Raw genomic sequence first — 19,731 nt, 5'->3', positions numbered from 1 at the left:
TTAATCTCGTTGTTTCGCTGCAGGCCTTGCCCGAAGCAGGATGCGCATTCTACGTCATCCAGTTTTGATGTCAACCGCTTTTTGATAATTATTTCGAAAAAATTGTTTTCGAACATTTACCAGTTTCGGTTGAGATAACCGGGTTAAACCCTTGTGGTTATCGTATCAAAACACTTCGTTGGGATGTCCCGTGGAAGTGGATGCGCATTTTAGAGATTTTACCGATGACGTCAACTGTTTTTTTGAAAAAAAGCCAATTAACTGTTTGTTTGCACAATTTCCATACAACCCTTATATATTAAGGGCCAGACATTAACGAAAGAAAATACAACTTATCAACATTTACAATATAAACACCTAATTAGCAATCAATGAGTTAGCCAAGAAAAATCACTAATTAACAGATATTTCACCCTTAAATGCGACAAATTTTTAACGTTTCTCTATTTATTTGTTAAATTTATAGTCAAATCGTTAAATTAAGTAGTTATTCATATGGAATCACACAACTCAAAGACTCGCAGCTACCGAAATACGGCCCCTAAATTAGGGCTAAACGTATATATCGATTCTAGCAGCGTGATCGTCGGCGATATTTTAATCGGTGACGATAGTAGCATTTGGCCCCTCGTTGCCGCTCGCGGTGATGTTAATATTATCCGAATAGGAAAAAGAACCAATATACAGGACGGAAGCATATTGCACGTTACTCGTCGCAGTGAAAGTAATCCCGAAGGCCATCCTCTTATTATAGGCGACGATGTCACAATTGGGCACAAAGCAATGCTACACGGTTGTCAGTTAGGTAATCGAATATTGGTGGGAATGGGTAGCATTATTATGGATGGTACAACAGTAGAAGACGATGTGATTATTGGAGCAGGAACCTTGGTACCACCGAACAAAACCCTGGAAAGTGGTTTTCTCTATGTCGGTAACCCAATGAAAAAAGCCAGAGCCCTCAAAGAATCGGAAATGGCTTTTCTAAAGCAGTCCGCGCAAAATTACGTGCAGCTAAAAGACGAGTATATAGCAGAGCAATAAATTACTGCCCTATGAACGAGGCTAATAAACCACATGGATTTCGGTAGCCTCGTCTAGATCATGGTCCTCGGTCCAGTCTTCAACCAGCGCTTCCAGATCAAGCTTTATCTTTTCGCTAAGTATGCCACTTGCAGGTATCGGCTGGCTTTTAAACGTTACTATCAATTGAATTCTTCGACCGTTAGCCATACCACTGAAGGTCACCGTGCTATCGCAACGGTACGTTTGGAAGTCGTCATTAAAAAGAAGTGACTGATTCATTTATTTTCCCGTTTGCAGCAATTCTCTCAATTGTTGAATGACCGGCTCTATCTCAGGCATCTGTCCGAACCAGATTGAAAAGCTTTTTGCCGCCTGGCCAACAAGCATGCCCAATCCATCCGTGCATTGCAGTGCTCCGCAAGCCTGACACCACTGCATAAATCCAGTCGGCATCGCCTGATAAACCATGTCATAACAAAACGTATTGGGATTGATAATTGTAGCGGGTACATCGGGCTTTTGCGCGGCTAACCCTGCTGAGGTGGCGTTGATTATAAGGTCGTAGCCTGTGTCTGTGAGTTCATCAAAACCACAGGATTGAATCGAGAAGTCTGAAAAGTGCTGCTTTAGATCGTGTGCTTTCGACGCAGTTCGGTTGGCTATCGTCAATGAAGCCAACTGTTCTTTTATCAGTGCTGGTATAACACCTCTGGCAGCGCCGCCGGCACCTAGTAATAAAACATTGGCATTTTTTAATGTGGCTCCATGTCGATATAAATCGGTTATCAGCCCGTAGCCGTCGGTATTATCACCCAATAGGCGATCACCGTTTACCGACAACGTATTTACCGCGCCACTGTCTCTTGCAATATCGGAAAGGTGATCACTTAAACGCCAGGCTTCTTCTTTAAATGGCGCAGTCACATTGGCACCAGCACCACCATTGGCAATAAAGGTTTTTAATGTCTGCTCAAACCCGTTGATTGGTGCCAACGATGCTTGATATTCCAAATTGATGCCCAATTGATTGGCAAATTGCTGGTGAATCCATGGAGATCGAGATTGCTTAATCGGATTGCCAAACACACAAAATTGACGTGCTTTCATAACGTTCCCTGTGATAAGTCGTTGCACTGATCCTATCTAATCGCGTTAAATAAAGAAATAAAAAAGCAGCGCTATTAACGCCGCTTTTATTCAAGTTAGCTATTCGTTATAAATTAAAACTTATAACCTAGCATTAATGAATACACCATAGGATCAATTTCAACCGTCGATGAGCCTTCGATATCGCCTATATTGAAGCTGGCATCAGATTCGATATCAATATATCTCGCAGATGCATTAACCAACCAGCTATCGGTGAAGTAAAAATCCAACCCAACCTGAGCAGAATAGCCCCAAGAATCGTCTAGCTCTAAATCATTAAACCCGAGCGCGTCAGGATCAGATTTAAATTTCTCTTCAAAGAAGGTGGTGTAATTTAAACCCAAACCTAAGTAAGGTTGGAAACTACCATTCGTCGTAAAGTAATAGAGTAGACTTAGTGTTGGTGGTAGGTGCTTCACTTCAGCGAGTGTTGCGCCATCAACGGGTACACCAAAGATTCCTGGCGCAATGCCCGATGGATCATTAATGATGACATCATGCTGAAATGGTGTTGCCGCCAACACCTCTACGGCCCAATTCGAACTGAAAAAGTAAGCAAAGTTAAGACCTAACTGAGTATCGTCTTCAACAGACAAGGATAATGGTGTATCCCCACCCAAAGCATCGACGAAGACTCCAGAATTACCACTGTCCGGATCAACATTGGTAGCACCGGCTCTGATAACCCAGTCACCGGCTTCATTGGCATTGACAGCTCCAGATAAAAGCGCTGAAGTGATAGCCAAGATTACGATTTGTTTTTTCATACATCTCTCCCTCAGAGAACAAATCACACATGAACTGTTCAGGATAAGTACGGGACTCAAGGCATTCTCCATAAAGCCTTTAATACAAACCTGACCAGCACCTAAAGTTTAGTCGATCAGTGATGGGGTACTTGTTGATTTGAATCAAACCCTGCCGCAAAAGTCAGTGAAAACCGACAAATATTCAATCATTGTCTATAGTTAGGTTCTGTTTTCATGTCAGGATTCATTGTTATTCAATATGGAAAAAAAATTGAACATCTCGTGACTCCCTGGGAATTAATTAAAGAAAATACTAAAACGAGTATGAACATTGATATTTCTGTCGTCGTACCGGCAAAGAATGAGCAGGACAACATTGATCCTCTGATCACGGAAATTAACCGGGCATTAACTGGTCATTATGAGTATGAAATTGTTTATGTAGACGATGGCAGTACGGACGAAACATATCAGCGACTTGCAGACATTCAACAAAACCAACCAAATTTAAAAATTATCCGCCATAAAGTCAGTGTTGGACAAAGTACCGCGGTTTTTAATGGTGTCAAAAATAGTCAGGGGAGCCTGATCGCCACTCTTGATGCTGATGGGCAAAATGATCCGGCAGATTTACCCAAACTTATTGATGCGGCAAAGGCTCAACCACAATACAGCCATTTTTGCATTGCCGGATATCGAAAAAACCGTTCCGGAGATAACTCATGGAAACGATGGCAATCAAAAGTCGCAAACCAGATTAGACAAGCGCTTTTAGACGATGAAACGCCGGATACTGGTTGTGGCATTAAAGTTATCCCCAGAGAAACGTTTATTGCTCTGCCCTATTTTGATCATATGCACCGCTTCTTGCCGGCATTAATTAAACGCCGGGGTGGAAACATTGAAGTTATCGAAGTCAACCACCGTCCGCGTCTATCGGGGACCTCGAATTATTCATTTAGTAATCGTGCTTTGGTAGGTCTTGTGGACTTATTTGGTGTGATCTGGTTAAAACGCAGATATAAGCGAGCAGAAATCATTGAGACAAATCATGAATCATAGTGTTCCTCGCAGTTTACAGAAGCACTTATTTAAGGTTGTACTGAGTTTTTCTCTGTTTTTAATCCTTGCCCTACTCCTGCAAACGTATCTTTTTGAAGATTTGTTTGTCGAATCATTCTGGTCGGAGTTATCGCCATCATCACTAAACATACAAATCGCTTTCATAGCGCTGGCGGCGCTTAGTACTATGTTAGGTTTCCCGCGTCAGGTTATTGCCTTTATTGCCGGTTATAGCCTGGGTTTTTGGTACGGGACATTATTGGCGACGATTTCGACACTGCTAGGTTGTATCCTTTGTTATTTTTTCGCAACGAAACTCTCACAACGCTACCAGCTATCCAGCACCTTCAGCCTAATCAATCGATTAAGTTCATTTCTCGCCAGCAATGTATTTTATAAAACTCTGGTTATCCGGCTATTTCCCGTCGGCAGCAACCTACTCACCAACCTTGCAGCTGGCATTAGCCAAGTTAACAAGTTGGCATTTTTCAGTGCCTCATGTATTGGCTACTTACCACAAATGATAATTTTCAGTCTTAGTGGAAGCGGTGTTAATTTGCAGTCAAAATGGCAACTTTTGCTAAGTGCGGTGCTACTTTGTATCAGCCTTTTGATCAGTATTTGGCTATATAAAAAGGAGCAAAACCAACAGCACGCCAATCCATTTATTCAGCAGAAATAACCATGGGTGAACGAATGCTGGCAACGCCGGGGTTGTTAAAGCAATTTGTCGTGTTGACTTTTGCACTGTTGAGCCTGGTACTAATCGTGGCACTTTACCTACCCGGCTTAGATACCATTTGGTTGTACCACGAAGAAACACGCAGAGCACTGGTTGCCAGGGAAATGATGGAAAATACAACCTGGTTCACCCCCACCATCAACCAACAGGCCTACTGGGCGAAACCCCCGTTGTTTAACTGGTCGATTATTCTCGCCAGTGTATTTACCGATGGGCAAATCAACGAGCTATCCGCTCGTTTGCCGTCATTACTATCGACATTAGTACTGATTGTTTTTTTATTGTTATTTACTCGCCGCTATTTTAGCTATCGACTGCAGATTTGGCTGTTGTTCATGGTTTTGTTTACACCAGAATTAACCCGAAAAGCCACCTCCGCCGAACTGGACACGGTTTTTATGGTTCTGGTCAATCTGTCGTGGTTTAGCTGGTTTTATTTTTGGCAAAAACATCAATCGAAAAGGGCTTGGTTTATTTCCATGACCTTTGTCGGTCTGGCCTATTTATGTAAGCGAGAAGCCGCGCTGTTATGTTATTTCCTGTCTGTTATTGGATTTCTAATCTATTCCCGAAGCTGGCACAGCATAAATAAAAGAGATTTTTTTACGGCATTACTCATACCGATTTTCTGCGCCGCTATCTGGTGGGTACCTATGCTGGTTCAATTTGGGCTTGATGCGTCGATAGAGCTCAATCAGGCGGAAGTTACTGCTCGTCAAAATCGAGGCTCAAATATTGAATATCTCACTGGTGTTATCGGTTATCCGTTTAAAATCATCGTAGCATTGCTACCCGCCAGCCTATTATTGCCATTGCTGTTTAACCAACATTGTCGTTTGAATCTAAAATCAACCTACGGCCATTTCTATCATTTTTGCCTGATCACCGTAATAGGCAATTTACTACCGCTTATGCTGATTGGTGATAGTAATGTTCGTTATTATTTGCCGATGTTTATCCCGGCGTTGCTGCTCAGCACTATGATACTTAATGGTGGGTTTACAGCAGCAGATAACACATCGACGTCGAAAACACTTTGGCCGACGTATTATCGAACATGGCTGACCAAGCCCATCCCACTGTTATTTAGTGGTGTTTTGCTGATTGCTTGTACCTTATTGATCATAACAGCACCAGTGTCTTTGCCAAGCAGCCTTGGCCTAGTCGGCGTCATTAGCCTCACTGTGCTGTTTATGGTGCATATGTTACGAAAAACGGCATACACAAAAACTGCACCCCAAGCGACGTCGTTTATGCTTTTCTCTATCATATTGGTGTTATTGATTCGACTGGTAGACATCAGCTATAGCTTGCCCTATCGATACCAAAGTCTGGCAAAATATCGCAATATCGAGGCCATGTTGACGCAAATAAAACACATCAGAAACGATCTGGAACAGCATAATCTTGCGCAAGGGAATGTTCGAAAAATCAATGTGTACGGCGATCATAAGTTATCGCATGGCATCTATTTTTATGACAAAACGCACTTGATTACTTCAGTCAACTGCCAGTCTTTTGAAAATAATCGTAATGCGCTTTGGGTGTTTATCAAAAAACAAGATGAGCCGATTGATGTGGCGACAGGCGACACGTTAATGGCACAGTTTCCGTATACCAAAAAATATCGCCTGTTTGTCATTGCGACAACAAGTCCGAGCCAATATTGTCAGGCTAATTAAGCTCCTGTAACCAGTTTCGCGGAGTCAGGTAGGCTTGCAGCTTACCTTCCTGAGTGTCTGGTTGTGGTTGATAATTGTATTCCCATCTGGCCAGGGGAGGCATAGACATCAAAATGGATTCTGTACGTCCGCCACTTTGCAACCCAAATAAGGTACCTCGGTCGAATACCAGGTTGAATTCTACATAGCGACCACGTCGATACAATTGAAACTGCCTGTGGCTCTCATCATAGGGATGGTTTTTACGGCGCTCAATGAGCGGTACATAGGCATCCACAAACCCTTCACCGACGGCTTTGATATAGGCAAAACATTGTTCGAAATCCCAATCGTTGAGGTCATCAAAAAATAGTCCTCCAACGCCTCGGGTTTCATCCCGGTGTTTAAGGTAGAAATATTCATCACACCAGCGCTTATGTTTATCATAAACATCAGTGCCAAAAGGGGCGCAGAGATCGTGCGCAACCTGATGCCAGTGCTTTACATCCTCATCAAATGGAAAAAATGGCGTTAAGTCAAAACCACCACCAAACCACCATACGGGTTCTTCGCCATCTTTTTCGGCTACGAAAAATCGGACATTGGCATGGGACGTTGGAATAAATGGATTTTTTGGGTGGATCACCAATGACACACCACACGCACGCCAGGTTCTGCCAGCAAGTTCAGGACGGTGAGCTGTGGCGGACGGCGGAAGTTTATTGCCACTAACCAAAGAATAGTTGACTCCACCTTGCTCAATAACCGCACCATCGGTCATAACTCTAGTGCGCCCACCTCCGCCTTCCTGGCGTTGCCATTTATCTTCAGTAAACTTACCTGTGCCATCGGCTTGCTCCAACTGCTGACAAATGTAATCTTGCAGTTGCATTAAAAAATCAACTACGGGTTGAATATCTACCTGACTCATTGGCGAAATGTCTCTCCGGTTAAGGCATCAATAATCGTCGACGGCTTGGTATAGCCCAACGTATCACCTTTAATAATAAAATCGATTTGTTCACCGAGCTCTTTCTCAACGTCCTGCCAACATTGAGCTGGTGGCTGGCCAGTAAGATTAGCACTGGTCGAAACAATAGGTTTGCCTGTTTTCTGGCACAAAGCGACAACATCGGGTTGGCTGGTTACGCGTATCGCTATTGACGTGAATTTACCGGTTAAAAAGTCCGATAATCCAGGCTTAGCCGGGAACACCTGAGTAATGCCATCTGGCCAACGGGATAAAACACTGAATCGTTTATCCTGCGGAATTGCACTGTCGTCCACATAGGGCAGCAACTGCGAATAATTGCCGGCTAACAATATCAAGCCCTTTTCCTTAGGGCGCTGCTTTAATGTCAGCAACTTCTCAATCGCCTGATGATTATCAGGATCGCACCCCAAACCAAACACCGCTTCTGTTGGATAAGCGATAATTCCACCTTGTGCAAATATCTCTGCAGCAGTCAATTCAGTCACATCAATTCCCGGTTATTTGCTTATACAGAACAATTTTAACAAGTGTCGAGGGTAACAAACAAACTTTGTGTCATGTTTTTGCAACAAATTCATAGCCATTGCCAATTGGCCAGCGATGATTATTTTGGGATTTACGCAAACCTAGGTATAATTGCCGCTTATTTTTTAAGCCTATGCATCCTAGCCTAGGTTTAGTTCTTTTTAGTTGATAGATAAATAGGCGTGTAACATGAAAGTGGGCATTATCATGGGGTCAAAATCTGATTGGCCGACAATGAAACATGCAGCAGAAATGCTGGATTCTTTGAACGTAAGTTATGAGACCAAGGTTGTCTCTGCACACCGCACTCCTCACTTGCTTGCCGAATACGCTGAAGCTGCGAAAGAACGTGGCATTAAAGTCATTATTGCAGGTGCTGGTGGCGCTGCGCATCTTCCAGGTATGACTGCAGCATTTACCCCGCTTCCGGTTCTTGGTGTACCAGTACAATCCAAGGCGTTGTCCGGACAGGATTCATTGTTATCCATCGTTCAGATGCCTAAAGGTATCGCTGTTGGTACCTTAGCTATCGGTATAGCTGGTGCTGCTAACGCTGGCCTGCTGGCGGCGCAGATTCTGGCGACACATGATGAAACCGTAATGAACGCTATCGAAGAATTTCGTCGTATTCAAACGCAAACCATTCTTGATAACCCAAATCCTCAGGAGCCTTAATCGCTGATGAATGTTTTAGTGTTAGGTGCCGGCCAGCTGGCACGAATGATGGCTCTGGCAAGCAAACCCTTAGACATCGTGATTCGTGCGTTTGATGTTGGCAGCAAAACCGTTATCGATCCGCTAGCACCACAATTGACCTTTGGCGATCTCGCACAAGGCATTGAGTTTGCGGATATCATCACTGCCGAGTTTGAGCACATTGACCACCAGACATTATCGGTGTGTGAAGCATCAGGAAAACTCCGCCCTACCAGTCAAGCCATAAAAACTGGAGGCGATCGTCGTCTGGAAAAAGCATTGTTGGATAAAGCCGAGGTTGCCAATGCGCCCTATCGTGTGATTGAAAGCAAAGACGATTTGTTAGCAGCGATTGAAACGCTTAACGTTCCTTTGGTACTCAAAAGTGCCTTAGAAGGCTATGATGGCAAAGGCCAATGGCGTATCAAAGCAGACAGCGATGTGGATCTGATTTGGGACGATATTGCTGCATTTCTAGAGCAAGCTAAAGGCCGTGTTCCTCAGGGAATTATCGCTGAAAAAATGATCCCATTTGATCGCGAAGTTTCCATGGTTGGAGTCCGTGATATTCACGGTAATACTTTCGCATATCCTTTAACGGAGAATCATCACAGCAACGGTGTTCTTAGTGTTTCACTAGCGACTGGCGAACATCAAGGGCTGCAACAACAAGCTGCCGATGCGTTTGCGAAAGTTGCCAATGCATTAGACTATGTTGGCGTTTTAGCGATTGAGTTCTTCCAGGTTGGTGACAAATTATTGGTTAATGAGATTGCGCCACGGGTTCATAACTCGGGTCACTGGACTCAACAAGGAGCGGATACCTGTCAATTTGCAAATCATATTCGCGCCGTTAGCGGATTACCAGTGGGCAGCACTGAACTAGTGCGGCCAACAGCAATGATTAACATTCTCGGCGCCGATACGGTTCCCGATGAAATCCTGTCTGTTACAGCCACACAACTCCACTGGTATGGCAAAAGTAAACGTCCAGGTCGTAAAATGGGCCATATCAATGTAAGTGGTGCAGATAAAGCCGAGTTGTTAGCACGATTGGCAAAAATTACTGAAATACTGCCGGAGCAAGACTTTCCGGGAGTTAAACAGTACGTCAGCGACATTAGCTAAAACAGAAAAAGCGCCGGAAGGCGCTTTTTTTTTATGGTTCGTCGCACTTTACGGGAAATGCCGCTTTTATCTATAAGAAAAAGTACGCTGAATCTCGATAACCATAAGCATTCTCTTGATGAGTTTAATTTTATTATTCATTCCTTCAAGGGTACATGTGCTCATTCTGTAAGTGGCCGACAACACAATCCCATGTACGTAGGGTTTTAGTTTTCTAAAAAACTTTGAAGCGGCTCATGCCCAGATTAATTAACTTTATTTAGGCGTATACCAAATTGGGGTACTGTAAACTCGTTCCTGAATTGTCGCAGGGTGTTTTGTATCTTTCACATCGATGCCCAGTTGAATAGCATCTAATAACGAGTACCTAGGAGTCGGAATTTCCAATGCGCGAACATAGTAGAACGCCGATTGCCCTTCATCAAAGTTTGGATCTTTCCAGCCAACAGAAAACTGTGTTGCACCAATGGTGTTTTCGTATTTACCCGTTTTTAAATCAACAGTATTTCCTACGGGCTCCTGACAACGACCACTGTCGTCGATTGTTCGGTCGTCAGAAACGGCGATATCATATATGCGCTCATACGATTTGCCTGATTTATCAACCCAGCCTTTGACTATTTGTACCCGATCCAGGTTTGCACCATCAGGCGCTTTCATTACCTGCACCATAAACGCTGGAGAGTCATTGCCATTACCAACTAAATCTCCGCCCATCGGGACGCCTTTTTCATATCCCATGGTAGCCATGTCCGATGTGCCTACTTTATCAAGGTCGAAACCGAAACCACCAAAGAAGCGAAGCTTAATTCTTGGGCCGGAAGTAGCGTAAACTTCTTTTCGTTTAAATGCCTCAAAAATTGCTTCTCGAGTGTTTTCCTTTGCCCAAACTGCGGCGTAACCCGCAGCTGCCATATCCCACCCTTTCGAACTGCCTATTCCTGTGGGATGTGAGCGTTGCTCAGGCTTCGCATCGTGTTGCCCTTTTCCTGCAAAGTTATTTTCTTCTACCGCAGTTATCCCGGTGTGCGAGTCAGTGCTGCCAATCATACCAACTTTGAAAGGGTTGGCTCCAAGTTTTTGTTGAAATTCCAAACCGCGCAATAATCCAGTACGCATATAATCCGCTTTATCAGGCTCTGCTAAAGAACCGTCAGGGGTTAAAATAAAGTTATATGTCTCAAAGTCAGCAAATTCATCATTTGGAGACAAGGCTGGGTGGGTCTCAGAATCCCCTTTTATTTGTGTTGCTTCAACGGCGGGTTCCCATTTGGAACGCGTCTCGGCATAGGCCTTATCTATAGGTTCACCATTATTTCTAAGCATTGGAAACATGCGTCTCATGCTTAGGTTTGGATTATGAGGGATTGCCACAAAGTCAGCGCCTGTAGCATCGCTGGTTTGTTGTAACCAAGCCCATAAATCCTCTGGGTCATCACTTTCCAATGTGCTGTAAGGGAGATATTTTTTTGCGGTGCTGCCGTCCTGAGCCTGAAAAACCACACGATGCAAATTGGCCCCCCCTGTTGTCGAAGTCCACTCCCAACCGATAATGGCAGAAAATTTACCTGGCTCATTATGTTTATCAGCAGTCTCGATATACCTCTCCCAAGCGGTGCGCCTCTTTTCTCCAGAGTGCAAATCCTTTGCCATTTCCTGACCGGTAATGCCTAGCTTGTTCTCTTTACCATCATTCGCATTTTGAAGTTCATAGTAGACTTCGAGTAATTCTTCTTCAGTTTTTTTGCCGGCAAGTTTTATAAATGCTTTACCTGATTTGGTATTTGCCAGATCAGCAAGGTTTTCGTCATACAAGAGCGGCATTGCACCCATCATCTCGGCATGATCGGCAATGACTAAAAAATCAAGAGGTTCATTTATTTGCCATTCTTCATTAGTCGTTGGACTGGTAACTTTTTCTCCTTTAGCAAATCTGAACGCAGTATCTGGCGTCGAAGATGGAGTGCCAAACAGATATACATCAAACGAATTACCCGTATGATTGTGTGTATCGCCAAAATAGACGTTCTCTGGATAATCCCCTGCAGCTAATGAGTTAGTCGCAGCAAAAGAGGTGACGATAACTAAAGTGATAGCATTGCGAACGAGAAATTGCATTACTTTGTGCCTGTATCGATTTCAACTACCAAAAGCGTAGACCACAGACTACTAAATTACTTAGAAATAAGTAATTTTAAATTGTGAAGGATTTCACACAGTTTGGGCACTTTTCAGATATTCGATTTTAGCTAAGACCCCTGTCGTGGCAGGAGATGACGCGAGGCTGGGTGTGCATGAATCGACAGCCAGTTCTCGGCAATTGAATCGATTGTCAGTTCTCGGCAATTGCTCCTGCATTGCTCTAATAAATTACGTCCATGTAACGACGGACACAATCGATATACCGTCATCCATGCATTGCTCTAATAAATTACATCCATGTAACGACAGACGCTGTCGACATACCTATATCTATATAGGAAACTCGAAACAGCGTGTACTCGGAGCTGATGACTTCAGCGTACTCGAAGCGACGTTTTTCGTCGCGTTTCCGGAGTATCGCTTGCGATACGTACTGCTCTTATTGGCACATCAGAGACGTTCGGCTCTAGCCTTAGATGCCGTGTAGTGTCACGGCATGACGCGAGCTTTTTTGCTTTTACCAACGTTTCATAAAATGAAACGTTATCCACCCAATGCGTTTTGCGCATTATCCCTCCATTACGATTTATCGTAATCTCCACCCAAAGAAACTTGTTTCTTTCTCCACCTTGAGGGAATTTCAATTCCCGTTATTGGCACATCAGAGCCGTTCGGCTCTCGCCCTAGATGCCGTGTAGTATCACGGCATGACGTAGGTTTTTGTGGGTTTTCACTCGAAGCGATGTTTTGTGTCGCGGGTACAGAATTTAGGTTCCTGACAAATTCTGCATACCAACGTCCATGTCGGCAACTCAGAGCTGATAACATCAGCGTACTCGAAACGACGTTTTCCGCCGCGTTCCCGAAGTATCGCTTGCGATACGTGCTAAGGGAGTTGGGCGTTTCAACTCCCGCCTACTGGAACTTTCCGCACTTTTTATTGGCACACTGGAGCTTCTCGCCCGCAGCCATATTTCGCTTAATCAGTAATGGATAGTCACATGCAGAACAGGCGCCGGCTACCGGAGGATGGTTAACCGCAAACTTGCATGTCGGGTATGTATCGCAGGCATAAAAAGTTTTACCAAAGCGACTGTTCTTTTCCTGTAAATGACCTTTTTTGCAATTCGGGCATTGTACGTCGAGGATTTGTTCCTGTTCGTGTTCAATATGATCACAAGCGGGAAAATTTGAGCAACCGATAAACATGCCATAACGCCCCTGCTTCACCGCCAGGGTTTGGCCACATTTAGGGCACTCACTGCCAGCGATAACTTGCTCTTCAAATTGCGAAGCTTCTTTTACCGGGCGGGTGTAATCACACTGAGGATATTGGCTACAGCCCCAAAAGCTTCCGGCCTTTGAATGCTTGATTTGCAATGGCGCGTCACATACCGGACAAGTTTCATTGGCCTTTTGTAGCGCATGCTCATGCAAAGAGAACAATGATTTATCGGTTTTTGACATGCTAACGCACCCCAAAGATGAAATGAGGGCTCTATTATGACACAGAAAGTTTGCACGCCAAACTTTACGTCCGGCGTTTATACCATGAGCAGCTTATCTTTATGGTTTTTTTGAATGAGCTTGTTTTTGGTTAAATTTTTCTATTGCTGGTTGCCCCCAGAAAAATTCAATAGCGCTAGTGCAACGGACCTTCGCATTCATCAAAAATGAGATCTTCCATTTGCGAATATGCTGATTCTTTTCCTGGAACGTTAAACAGCACCATCAACACCACCCATTTCAAATCATCAATATTGAAATCTTTGGTATCCAGCTCAAGTACGCGGTCGATGACCATTTCCCGGGTAGCAAAATCCAGGACATTGACGTTTTCAAGAAACATCAAAAAACCGCGGCATTCGGTATCCAAAAAACGGGTTTCCTGCGGCGTATAGATGCGAACGGATTGTTGTGGACGTTTAGTTAAGAAGTTGTAGGCATCGGTATTTTGTAGATTGGCGAGCTTCTCTAACCATGAAAGGGCTTTATAGATTTCATCCTGATGGAATCCAGCACGCGTCAATTCATCGGTCAGGACATCATGATCGACCATTACCTCGGCTTCACTATGAATATAGTTCTCAAAAAGGTACATAAGAATATCGAACATAACTATCCCCTATTTTTGTTTTAGGAAGCCACCTGGTACCGCAACAACCAGCCCTCTTAGCTCCAGAATGGTAAGCCGGGTTAACACTTCTTCTACAGGAAGTTTACACCGGAAAGCAACCACGTCTGCGGGCGTTGCTTCATAGTCCACACTAGCTAACAATGGGTCGAGAAACAAGCCTTGTGATTCGATTTTTTTGATTTTTTTAGGAATTTTCTGCGCTTGTAAATTCGCTGTTAATGGAACCAAGACTGAGCTGATATCTTCTGTTGTTTCAACCAAATGTGCCCCTTGCTTTATCAACTGATGACAACCCTTTGAATTGGCGTTGTTAATTGAACCAGGGATAGCGAACACCTCTCGGTTTTGCTCCATGGCAAGGCGAGCAGAGATCAGACTACCGCTTTTCAATGCCGCTTCTACCACTAGTGTCCCTAAACTCAACCCGGTGATGATACGATTTCTTCGGGGAAAGTTACCCGCTCGTGGTGGCGTCCCAGGTAAATATTCTGACACTATGGTACCTTCCTGGTTCAGGATCTGGGTAACCAGGTCACGATTTCTACGCGGATATACCTGATCCAATCCTGTCGCGACAACCGCAACGGTTTTGCCAGCCCCCATTAACGCCCCCCTATGGGCTGCACTATCAATCCCAAGCGCAAGCCCTGATGTCACGATAAACCCGGTTTCTGATAAGCCTCTGGCAAAGTCCTCTGCAATATCCAAGGCACTGAATGTCGCCATCCTGGGGCCAACAATGGCTAACTGAACTTGATCAAGCAGAGCTTGATTGCCCTGAACAAATAGCACAAGTGGTGGGTCGCTGATCTCTTTAAGTAAAGGTGGGTAGCTTGCGTGTTGCAAATCAATACAGACAATATTTAGCGCCTGACACTGAGTAAATAATGCCTGAGCGTCATCTATCAATGCTTGATTAAACTTTGCCGCCTGAGGGTTAGACAACCCAAGCGATATTAACTGTTGACGATTCATTTGAAACAATTGCGAAGGGGAATATTGGTTGAGCAATTGCAGCTTAAGTTGATGACGCACTCCGGTAAGTTTTACCATAGCAAGCCAGTAAATGGTGTTGGACATATCCCCTCCCAGTATCTATTTGTTCAGGGCAGCGCCAATAATAAAAAAGGGCCTATAGGCCCTTTGATACACTGCTTAAGGGGCAGTCACCTTATCGGATAATCGTATTGGCTTGGTGGTTGCCAACACAACAGCAAAGCTGGTTTTTTCCTGAACTTTGAATACCATAAGCTGGCCAATATTTTCCGTTGGCATCTTATAACGGTCTTCCGATTCGTCGTCCTTGGTCAAGCGATACCATCGTGACGCATCTTCTTCATAGATGGGCCCGTCTTCGGTATCAATCACTTCCGGACTCTGGCGATTAATCACGTAGATTTCGCCAGGTAAAAGATTGGCATTTTCACCTTTATTTAACAGCACAATCTCTAACTTGCCAAATTCTCGAGCATCGTTAGCATTGTTGATAAATAAAGCCTGAACATCTTTACCTTCCGCCAGGCGCATCTGATAAAACGCCGGTAACAACTGTTCGTTGTTAACTTCCAGAATAACATCACCGGCTCGAATTTCACGGCGCGATGCGTCCAACATTAATGATGCGGGAATGCGATTGGCGCTATCACCATCTCTCAAGCCTTTCGCGGTACCTGCCAAGATTGAATAAAAACCAAGTTGTTCACCGGTCTCCGGATCCAGTATTGGCTCACCTTTCTTATAAATGGCGTAACTTTTACCCGCTTGCAGATCGCCTTTTGCGTACAAAATAGCGCCTTCCACATGAGATTTATATTTTTCGTCCGCACCTAAAACAACGCCAGCATCGGCAAGCATGTCTTTGGTTAGTACGTTCGAATAATTAAGCAGTGGTGCAAGCTCTTCCAGAGGCAATATCGTGATCGGATTGCCATCCTTCATTTTTTTGCGAATTTGCGGTGACCATTTGTATTCCGGTTTACCACTGGAATCAGAATCATCTTTAACCAGAATAGGCTGTCCGTTTTCATCGAAGGCCAATCGTAGGATATCGCCCGGGTAAATTAAGTGGGGGTTATTAATTTCCGGGTTCCAACGCCATAATTTAGGCCATAACCATGGCTCTTCCAAATACATTGCTGAAATGTCCCAAAGGGTATCCCCTTTTTCAACCACGTATGTCTTCGGCGCATCATCTCGTATGCTGAGCTGATCTGCGAAAACCATGGCGGAAGTCAGAATGCAGAAAGTGGTTATTAGTATTTTTTTTAGCATTTAGTTGGTTCCATTTTAAGTAAACGCAGCCTGCAGACTTACAAAGTTCCCCTACAAGTTGTCGACCACTTTACTTTGCCAAGAAAATACCAAGTCATTGAGAAATGTAATGAGTGAGCGTTACGAGAGCTTCCCGTCAAGCAAGGTAAAAAGTTCGCGATGAGGTATTCGATCCCGAGATAAAGCATGGAATATCATCGTTACCATCACACCACAACGTTATTTAAACCGTCTTTGACTACTCATCTACCCAAGTGAACTGGTATATACGCCCATTTCTTCAAGGAAATAAAGGCTTAATAAACATATCACTGTATTAGGCAAATGACTAGAGCCTGTTGTCCTTTAAGAGAACCCAACAGCGTAATTTTTCTCAAATTTTATTATCAGGTCAGGAACACCGCGTCGCGATAAACCAAGGCCTTTTACTCTCCCCTAAAGTAGGCGTGATGACTAGGCTAAACTGCTAAAAACGTGAATTTCCTATCCCTCTTTAGAAATATCTTTTTAATAAGAAAAAGGCTAGAATTACCCCTATTGAACTCACAGGAACATAGCGATTCGTATTTAGCACCATGACTATTTTAAATGTATTGAGATTTCCCGACGAACGATTAACAACCGTCGCCGCCCCAGTAGCCGAAGTGACTGATGAAATTCGGAAAATTGTCGAAGACATGTTTGAAACCATGTATGACGAAAATGGTGTTGGTCTTGCTGCAACTCAGGTAGACATACATCAGCGTATCGTTGTCATGGATGTGAGCGATGATCGCTCTGACCCAATCGTGTTGATAAACCCAGAAATTATTGACCATAGCGACGAGATTATGATCAATGAAGAAGGTTGTCTGTCGGTTCCGGGCTGTTACGCCAAAGTCGAACGTCACACCCAAGTTACGGTTAAGGCTCTGGATAAAAACGGCGAAGAGTTTTCTCTTGATGCATCAGAATTAATGGCAATTTGTATTCAACACGAATTAGACCACCTCAAAGGCGTATTGTTTGTCGACTATTTGTCGCCACTAAAACGTCAGCGCATTAAAACTAAGCTCGAAAAAGAAGCACGCCTGCAAAAGCGCGCAAGCTAAACTCACTTTTGATTAACTCTGCTGGATAGAACCTTGTCTTCACCACTTAAGATTATTTTTGCCGGTACACCGGATTTTGCCGCCCGCCATCTCCAGGGTCTCATTGACTCTGAACATGAAATCGTTGCCGTGTACTGCCCTCAAGACAAACCGTCTGGCAGAGGGAAAAAGCTCACCCCTTGTGCGGTAAAGCAATTAGCATTAACCCATGAATTACCTGTCGAGCAACCGAAAAATTTTAAAGACGCAAGCGATCAACACAAACTAGCCAGTTACCAAGCCGATGTTATGGTGGTGGTTGCCTATGGCCTGTTATTACCGAAAGTGATTCTCGATACCCCTCGCCTTGGTTGTATAAATGTTCATGGTTCATTACTACCCCGCTGGCGTGGCGCCGCGCCAATTCAAAGAGCCGTGGAAGCCGGAGATGCACAAACGGGTGTTACCATTATGCAAATGGACGAAGGCCTGGATACCGGCGCAATGCTCGCCAAAGCCTATTGTGATATCGCCGACGATGAAACCAGCAGTAGCCTGTATGAAAAGCTTGCGCTGTTGGGTCCGGATGCGTTAGTGGAGACATTGGGTATCATGGCCCAAGGCAACGCTGATGCGCAACACCAGGACGATAAGCAAGCCAACTATGCGCATAAGCTCAATAAAGACGAAGCGGTATTAGACTGGCAAATGGATGCAGATATTTTAGAACGAAAAGTGCGCGCTTATCAGCCCTGGCCGTTTGCACAAATTCATTTGTTAGATGACAAACAACAAATCCAAAGAATCAAGATTTGGCAGGCGCATGTCATTGCCGGCGATAATAACATCGCACCAGGGACAATTTTAATGGCTGACAAAGATGGTATCAAAGTCCAGTGTGGAAAAGGTGCACTGTGCCTAACTAAGCTACAGGCACCAGGCAAAAAACCTATGGCTGTTACCGATATATTAAATGGTCGGGCCGATTGGTTTATCACCGGTACGCCTATAAATGGGCAAGATTAAATGAATCATTCAACAGGTAGTCAATCTGGCCAGAAAAAACCAGTGAATCTTCGAGCGTTATCGGCAAAGGTCTTGTTTCAGGTCGTCGATAAAGGACGATCATTAGGCGATGAATTGCCTCAGGCTCAAGCGAAATTAATAAACCCTAAGGATAAAGGTTTATTACAGGAAATTTGTTATGGCGTGCTGAGATTTTTACCCCAGCTTGAACATCAATCAAGGCAGTTCATTACTAAGCCATTAACCGGCAAACAGCGGGTATTCCATTTTTTAATCCTGGTAGGCATCTATCAGCTACGCCATACCCGTATTCCTGATCATGCTGCCATAAGTGAAACCGTGGCTGGATGCGACAATATGAAAGGCCGGCACATGAAAGGCCTGGTCAATGCGGTGCTCAGAAGCGTGCAGCGTAGTGAAGAAAATAGCGATGAAACATTATTTGCCAACGCCAGCGACCCGGTGAAATACAACCATCCAGGCTGGTTATTGAAGAAGTTGCAACAATCTTATCCTGATCATTGGCAACAAATCGCCGAAGCTAATATGCAGCGCCCGCCAATGTGGCTTCGCGTGAATCAACAAAAAATCACCCCCAACGAATACCTCGATTTGCTGGCACAAGCTGGGGCCGATATTGCATTTCAGGATAGCCATTCCCGGGCCATTCGTTTAGCTTCTGCTAAAGATGTGACAGCCCTACCCGGCTTCGAATCTGGGATGGTCTCAATTCAGGACGGCGCCGCACAACATGCCGCGATATTTCTCGATGCTCAGCCTGGCGAATACGTCCTTGATGCCTGTGCAGCTCCCGGCGGTAAAACCTGCCACATTCTCGAACGCACACCGCAAGTCGAAAACGTCATCGCATTGGATGTTGAAGAACAACGATTAAAGCGGGTGGAAGAAAATCTGACTCGATTACAATTGGATGCTCAAATCGTATGTGCCGATGCCAGCAATACCAAAGACTGGTGGGATGGAAAACCCTTTGACCGTATTCTGCTTGATGCCCCTTGTTCGGGTACCGGTGTGATCCGAAAACATCCGGATATCAAATGGTTGCGTCGAGCTTCCGATATCGACCAATTAGTTGAGTTGCAACAACGTATTCTCGATGCGGTTTGGTCGACCCTAAAACCCGGTGGCACCATGATTTATGCCACTTGCTCTATTTTGCCACAGGAAAACCGTGAACAAATCGAACATTTCGTAGCGAACAATGACGATGCTCAATGGCTACCTCTTGGTGTCAGCGATACACTGGATTGGCAAATATTACCGGGACAGGACTCGAAGGATGGCTTTTATTATGCCAAACTAGGCAAGAAAGCTTAAATAAAAAGAATAAGT

The 19,731-nt window shown here is 44.3% G+C and carries 20 protein-coding genes and 1 pseudogene; 9 read left to right on the top strand and 12 right to left on the bottom strand.

Features of this window, described 5'->3' with window-relative positions; translation table 11 throughout:
* Nucleotides 1–495 precede the first annotated feature (495 nt).
* Nucleotides 496–1,044, top strand: a complete 549-nt coding sequence (locus tag ACHUFQ_RS03775; RefSeq protein WP_394173114.1) for a gamma carbonic anhydrase family protein — start codon at nt 496–498, stop codon at nt 1,042–1,044.
* A 21-nt stretch (nt 1,045–1,065) separates the two neighbouring features.
* Here ACHUFQ_RS03775 and ACHUFQ_RS03770 read toward each other — a convergent pair whose 3' ends face one another.
* The 3 genes from ACHUFQ_RS03770 to ACHUFQ_RS03760 form a co-directional block, all read right to left on the bottom strand.
* Nucleotides 1,066–1,305, bottom strand: a complete 240-nt coding sequence (locus ACHUFQ_RS03770) for a hypothetical protein (RefSeq protein WP_394173112.1) — start codon at nt 1,303–1,305, stop codon at nt 1,066–1,068.
* Nucleotides 1,306–2,133 carry a shikimate dehydrogenase gene (gene aroE, locus ACHUFQ_RS03765; RefSeq protein WP_394173110.1) on the bottom strand — a complete coding sequence of 276 codons (828 nt, stop codon included), beginning with the start codon at nt 2,131–2,133 and terminating at the stop codon, nt 1,306–1,308.
* A 113-nt stretch (nt 2,134–2,246) separates the two neighbouring features.
* Nucleotides 2,247–2,942, bottom strand: a complete 696-nt coding sequence (locus ACHUFQ_RS03760) for an OmpW/AlkL family protein (protein WP_394173108.1) — start codon at nt 2,940–2,942, stop codon at nt 2,247–2,249.
* A 312-nt stretch (nt 2,943–3,254) separates the two neighbouring features.
* Between ACHUFQ_RS03760 and ACHUFQ_RS03755 the strand changes: the two genes are divergently transcribed.
* From ACHUFQ_RS03755 to ACHUFQ_RS03745, 3 genes are read left to right on the top strand one after another with little or no spacing between them, the layout of a single operon-like run.
* Nucleotides 3,255–3,986 carry a glycosyltransferase family 2 protein gene (locus tag ACHUFQ_RS03755; protein ID WP_394173116.1) on the top strand — a complete coding sequence of 244 codons (732 nt, stop codon included), beginning with the start codon at nt 3,255–3,257 and terminating at the stop codon, nt 3,984–3,986.
* Nucleotides 3,976–4,668, top strand: coding sequence for a TVP38/TMEM64 family protein (locus ACHUFQ_RS03750; RefSeq protein WP_394173106.1), 693 nt, complete (start codon nt 3,976–3,978; stop codon nt 4,666–4,668). Before ACHUFQ_RS03755 ends, ACHUFQ_RS03750 begins: the two co-directional genes overlap by 11 nt.
* Nucleotides 4,669–4,670: 2 nt before the next feature.
* Nucleotides 4,671–6,410 (top strand): ArnT family glycosyltransferase, encoded by a 1,740-nt coding sequence (locus ACHUFQ_RS03745; protein WP_394173104.1) that lies wholly within the window; start codon nt 4,671–4,673, stop codon nt 6,408–6,410.
* Here ACHUFQ_RS03745 and hemF read toward each other — a convergent pair.
* Complete coding sequence (gene hemF, locus ACHUFQ_RS03740) at nt 6,403–7,320, bottom strand: oxygen-dependent coproporphyrinogen oxidase (protein ID WP_394173102.1); 918 nt, start codon at nt 7,318–7,320, stop codon at nt 6,403–6,405. The two genes, ACHUFQ_RS03745 and hemF, sit on opposite strands and share 8 nt — an antisense overlap.
* A complete protein-coding gene (locus ACHUFQ_RS03735; protein WP_394173100.1) occupies nt 7,317–7,868 on the bottom strand; it encodes an L-threonylcarbamoyladenylate synthase in 552 nt (183 codons plus the stop codon). The genes hemF and ACHUFQ_RS03735 overlap by 4 nt, the downstream gene beginning before the upstream one ends.
* 229 nt (nt 7,869–8,097) lie before the next feature.
* Between ACHUFQ_RS03735 and purE the strand changes: the two genes are divergently transcribed.
* Complete coding sequence (gene purE, locus ACHUFQ_RS03730; RefSeq protein WP_394173098.1) at nt 8,098–8,583, top strand: 5-(carboxyamino)imidazole ribonucleotide mutase; 486 nt, start codon at nt 8,098–8,100, stop codon at nt 8,581–8,583.
* Between the two features lie 6 nt (nt 8,584–8,589).
* On the top strand, nt 8,590–9,732 hold the full coding sequence (locus ACHUFQ_RS03725; protein ID WP_394173096.1) for a 5-(carboxyamino)imidazole ribonucleotide synthase: 1,143 nt from the start codon (nt 8,590–8,592) through the stop codon (nt 9,730–9,732).
* 66 nt (nt 9,733–9,798) lie between these two features.
* Here the strand turns inward: ACHUFQ_RS03725 and ACHUFQ_RS03720 are convergent.
* The 7 genes and pseudogenes from ACHUFQ_RS03720 to ACHUFQ_RS03690 all read right to left on the bottom strand — a co-directional run.
* Nucleotides 9,799–9,948, bottom strand: a pseudogene (locus ACHUFQ_RS03720) (hypothetical protein); the annotation flags it as partial.
* Nucleotides 9,949–9,987: 39 nt separating this feature from the next.
* Nucleotides 9,988–11,850 (bottom strand): DUF3604 domain-containing protein, encoded by a 1,863-nt coding sequence (locus ACHUFQ_RS03715; RefSeq protein ID WP_394173094.1) that lies wholly within the window; start codon nt 11,848–11,850, stop codon nt 9,988–9,990.
* 398 nt (nt 11,851–12,248) lie between these two features.
* Nucleotides 12,249–12,443: a hypothetical protein gene (locus ACHUFQ_RS03710; RefSeq protein ID WP_394173092.1), complete on the bottom strand. Its 195-nt coding sequence runs from the start codon at nt 12,441–12,443 to the stop codon at nt 12,249–12,251.
* A gap of 346 nt (nt 12,444–12,789) precedes the next feature.
* On the bottom strand, nt 12,790–13,341 hold the full coding sequence (locus ACHUFQ_RS03705; protein ID WP_394173091.1) for a DNA topoisomerase family protein: 552 nt from the start codon (nt 13,339–13,341) through the stop codon (nt 12,790–12,792).
* A 175-nt stretch (nt 13,342–13,516) separates the two neighbouring features.
* Complete coding sequence (locus ACHUFQ_RS03700) at nt 13,517–13,990, bottom strand: DUF494 family protein (RefSeq protein WP_394173089.1); 474 nt, start codon at nt 13,988–13,990, stop codon at nt 13,517–13,519.
* Between the two features lie 9 nt (nt 13,991–13,999).
* On the bottom strand, nt 14,000–15,091 hold the full coding sequence (gene dprA, locus ACHUFQ_RS03695; RefSeq protein WP_394173087.1) for a DNA-processing protein DprA: 1,092 nt from the start codon (nt 15,089–15,091) through the stop codon (nt 14,000–14,002).
* A 75-nt stretch (nt 15,092–15,166) separates the two neighbouring features.
* Nucleotides 15,167–16,282 carry a LysM peptidoglycan-binding domain-containing protein gene (locus tag ACHUFQ_RS03690; RefSeq protein ID WP_394173085.1) on the bottom strand — a complete coding sequence of 372 codons (1,116 nt, stop codon included), beginning with the start codon at nt 16,280–16,282 and terminating at the stop codon, nt 15,167–15,169.
* Nucleotides 16,283–16,857: 575 nt separating this feature from the next.
* On the opposite strand from ACHUFQ_RS03690, the gene def reads away from it, so the two are divergent.
* From def to rsmB, 3 genes are read left to right on the top strand one after another with little or no spacing between them, the layout of a single operon-like run.
* The gene (gene def, locus ACHUFQ_RS03685) at nt 16,858–17,373 is read left to right on the top strand and encodes a peptide deformylase (protein ID WP_394173083.1); all 516 of its coding nucleotides are present in this window, start codon (nt 16,858–16,860) and stop codon (nt 17,371–17,373) included.
* A 33-nt stretch (nt 17,374–17,406) separates the two neighbouring features.
* Entirely contained in the window at nt 17,407–18,378 is a 972-nt protein-coding gene (fmt, locus tag ACHUFQ_RS03680) for a methionyl-tRNA formyltransferase (protein ID WP_394173081.1), read from the top strand.
* A complete protein-coding gene (rsmB, locus tag ACHUFQ_RS03675) occupies nt 18,379–19,716 on the top strand; it encodes a 16S rRNA (cytosine(967)-C(5))-methyltransferase RsmB (protein WP_394173079.1) in 1,338 nt (445 codons plus the stop codon). It abuts the gene before it with no gap.
* Nucleotides 19,717–19,731: the final 15 nt, after the last annotated feature.

Origin of the sequence: Thalassotalea litorea, from assembly GCF_043642205.1 — a bacterium.
Classification (GTDB): Bacteria; Pseudomonadota; Gammaproteobacteria; order Enterobacterales; family Alteromonadaceae; genus Thalassotalea_A; species Thalassotalea_A litorea.
The sequence above is the reverse complement of the archived record's forward strand: the minus strand, read 5'-3'. Positions and strand labels throughout refer to the sequence as shown.

Excerpts from the sequence above, each read along its gene's own strand:
- ACHUFQ_RS03700 (WP_394173089.1), bottom strand. The coding sequence starts at position 13,990 with ATGTTCGATATTCTTATGTACCTTTTTGAGAACTATATTCATAGTGAA.
- rsmB (WP_394173079.1), top strand. The coding sequence starts at position 18,379 with ATGAATCATTCAACAGGTAGTCAATCTGGCCAGAAAAAACCAGTGAAT.
- ACHUFQ_RS03725 (WP_394173096.1), top strand. The coding sequence starts at position 8,590 with ATGAATGTTTTAGTGTTAGGTGCCGGCCAGCTGGCACGAATGATGGCT.
- ACHUFQ_RS03750 (WP_394173106.1), top strand. The coding sequence starts at position 3,976 with ATGAATCATAGTGTTCCTCGCAGTTTACAGAAGCACTTATTTAAGGTT.
- hemF (WP_394173102.1), bottom strand. The coding sequence starts at position 7,320 with ATGAGTCAGGTAGATATTCAACCCGTAGTTGATTTTTTAATGCAACTG.
- ACHUFQ_RS03710 (WP_394173092.1), bottom strand. The coding sequence starts at position 12,443 with ATGCGCAAAACGCATTGGGTGGATAACGTTTCATTTTATGAAACGTTG.
- purE (WP_394173098.1), top strand. The coding sequence starts at position 8,098 with ATGAAAGTGGGCATTATCATGGGGTCAAAATCTGATTGGCCGACAATG.
- ACHUFQ_RS03705 (WP_394173091.1), bottom strand. The coding sequence starts at position 13,341 with ATGTCAAAAACCGATAAATCATTGTTCTCTTTGCATGAGCATGCGCTA.
- def (WP_394173083.1), top strand. The coding sequence starts at position 16,858 with ATGACTATTTTAAATGTATTGAGATTTCCCGACGAACGATTAACAACC.
- ACHUFQ_RS03690 (WP_394173085.1), bottom strand. The coding sequence starts at position 16,282 with ATGCTAAAAAAAATACTAATAACCACTTTCTGCATTCTGACTTCCGCC.
- ACHUFQ_RS03715 (WP_394173094.1), bottom strand. The coding sequence starts at position 11,850 with ATGCAATTTCTCGTTCGCAATGCTATCACTTTAGTTATCGTCACCTCT.
- ACHUFQ_RS03775 (WP_394173114.1), top strand. The coding sequence starts at position 496 with ATGGAATCACACAACTCAAAGACTCGCAGCTACCGAAATACGGCCCCT.
- dprA (WP_394173087.1), bottom strand. The coding sequence starts at position 15,091 with ATGTCCAACACCATTTACTGGCTTGCTATGGTAAAACTTACCGGAGTG.
- ACHUFQ_RS03770 (WP_394173112.1), bottom strand. The coding sequence starts at position 1,305 with ATGAATCAGTCACTTCTTTTTAATGACGACTTCCAAACGTACCGTTGC.
- aroE (WP_394173110.1), bottom strand. The coding sequence starts at position 2,133 with ATGAAAGCACGTCAATTTTGTGTGTTTGGCAATCCGATTAAGCAATCT.
- ACHUFQ_RS03760 (WP_394173108.1), bottom strand. The coding sequence starts at position 2,942 with ATGAAAAAACAAATCGTAATCTTGGCTATCACTTCAGCGCTTTTATCT.
- ACHUFQ_RS03745 (WP_394173104.1), top strand. The coding sequence starts at position 4,671 with ATGGGTGAACGAATGCTGGCAACGCCGGGGTTGTTAAAGCAATTTGTC.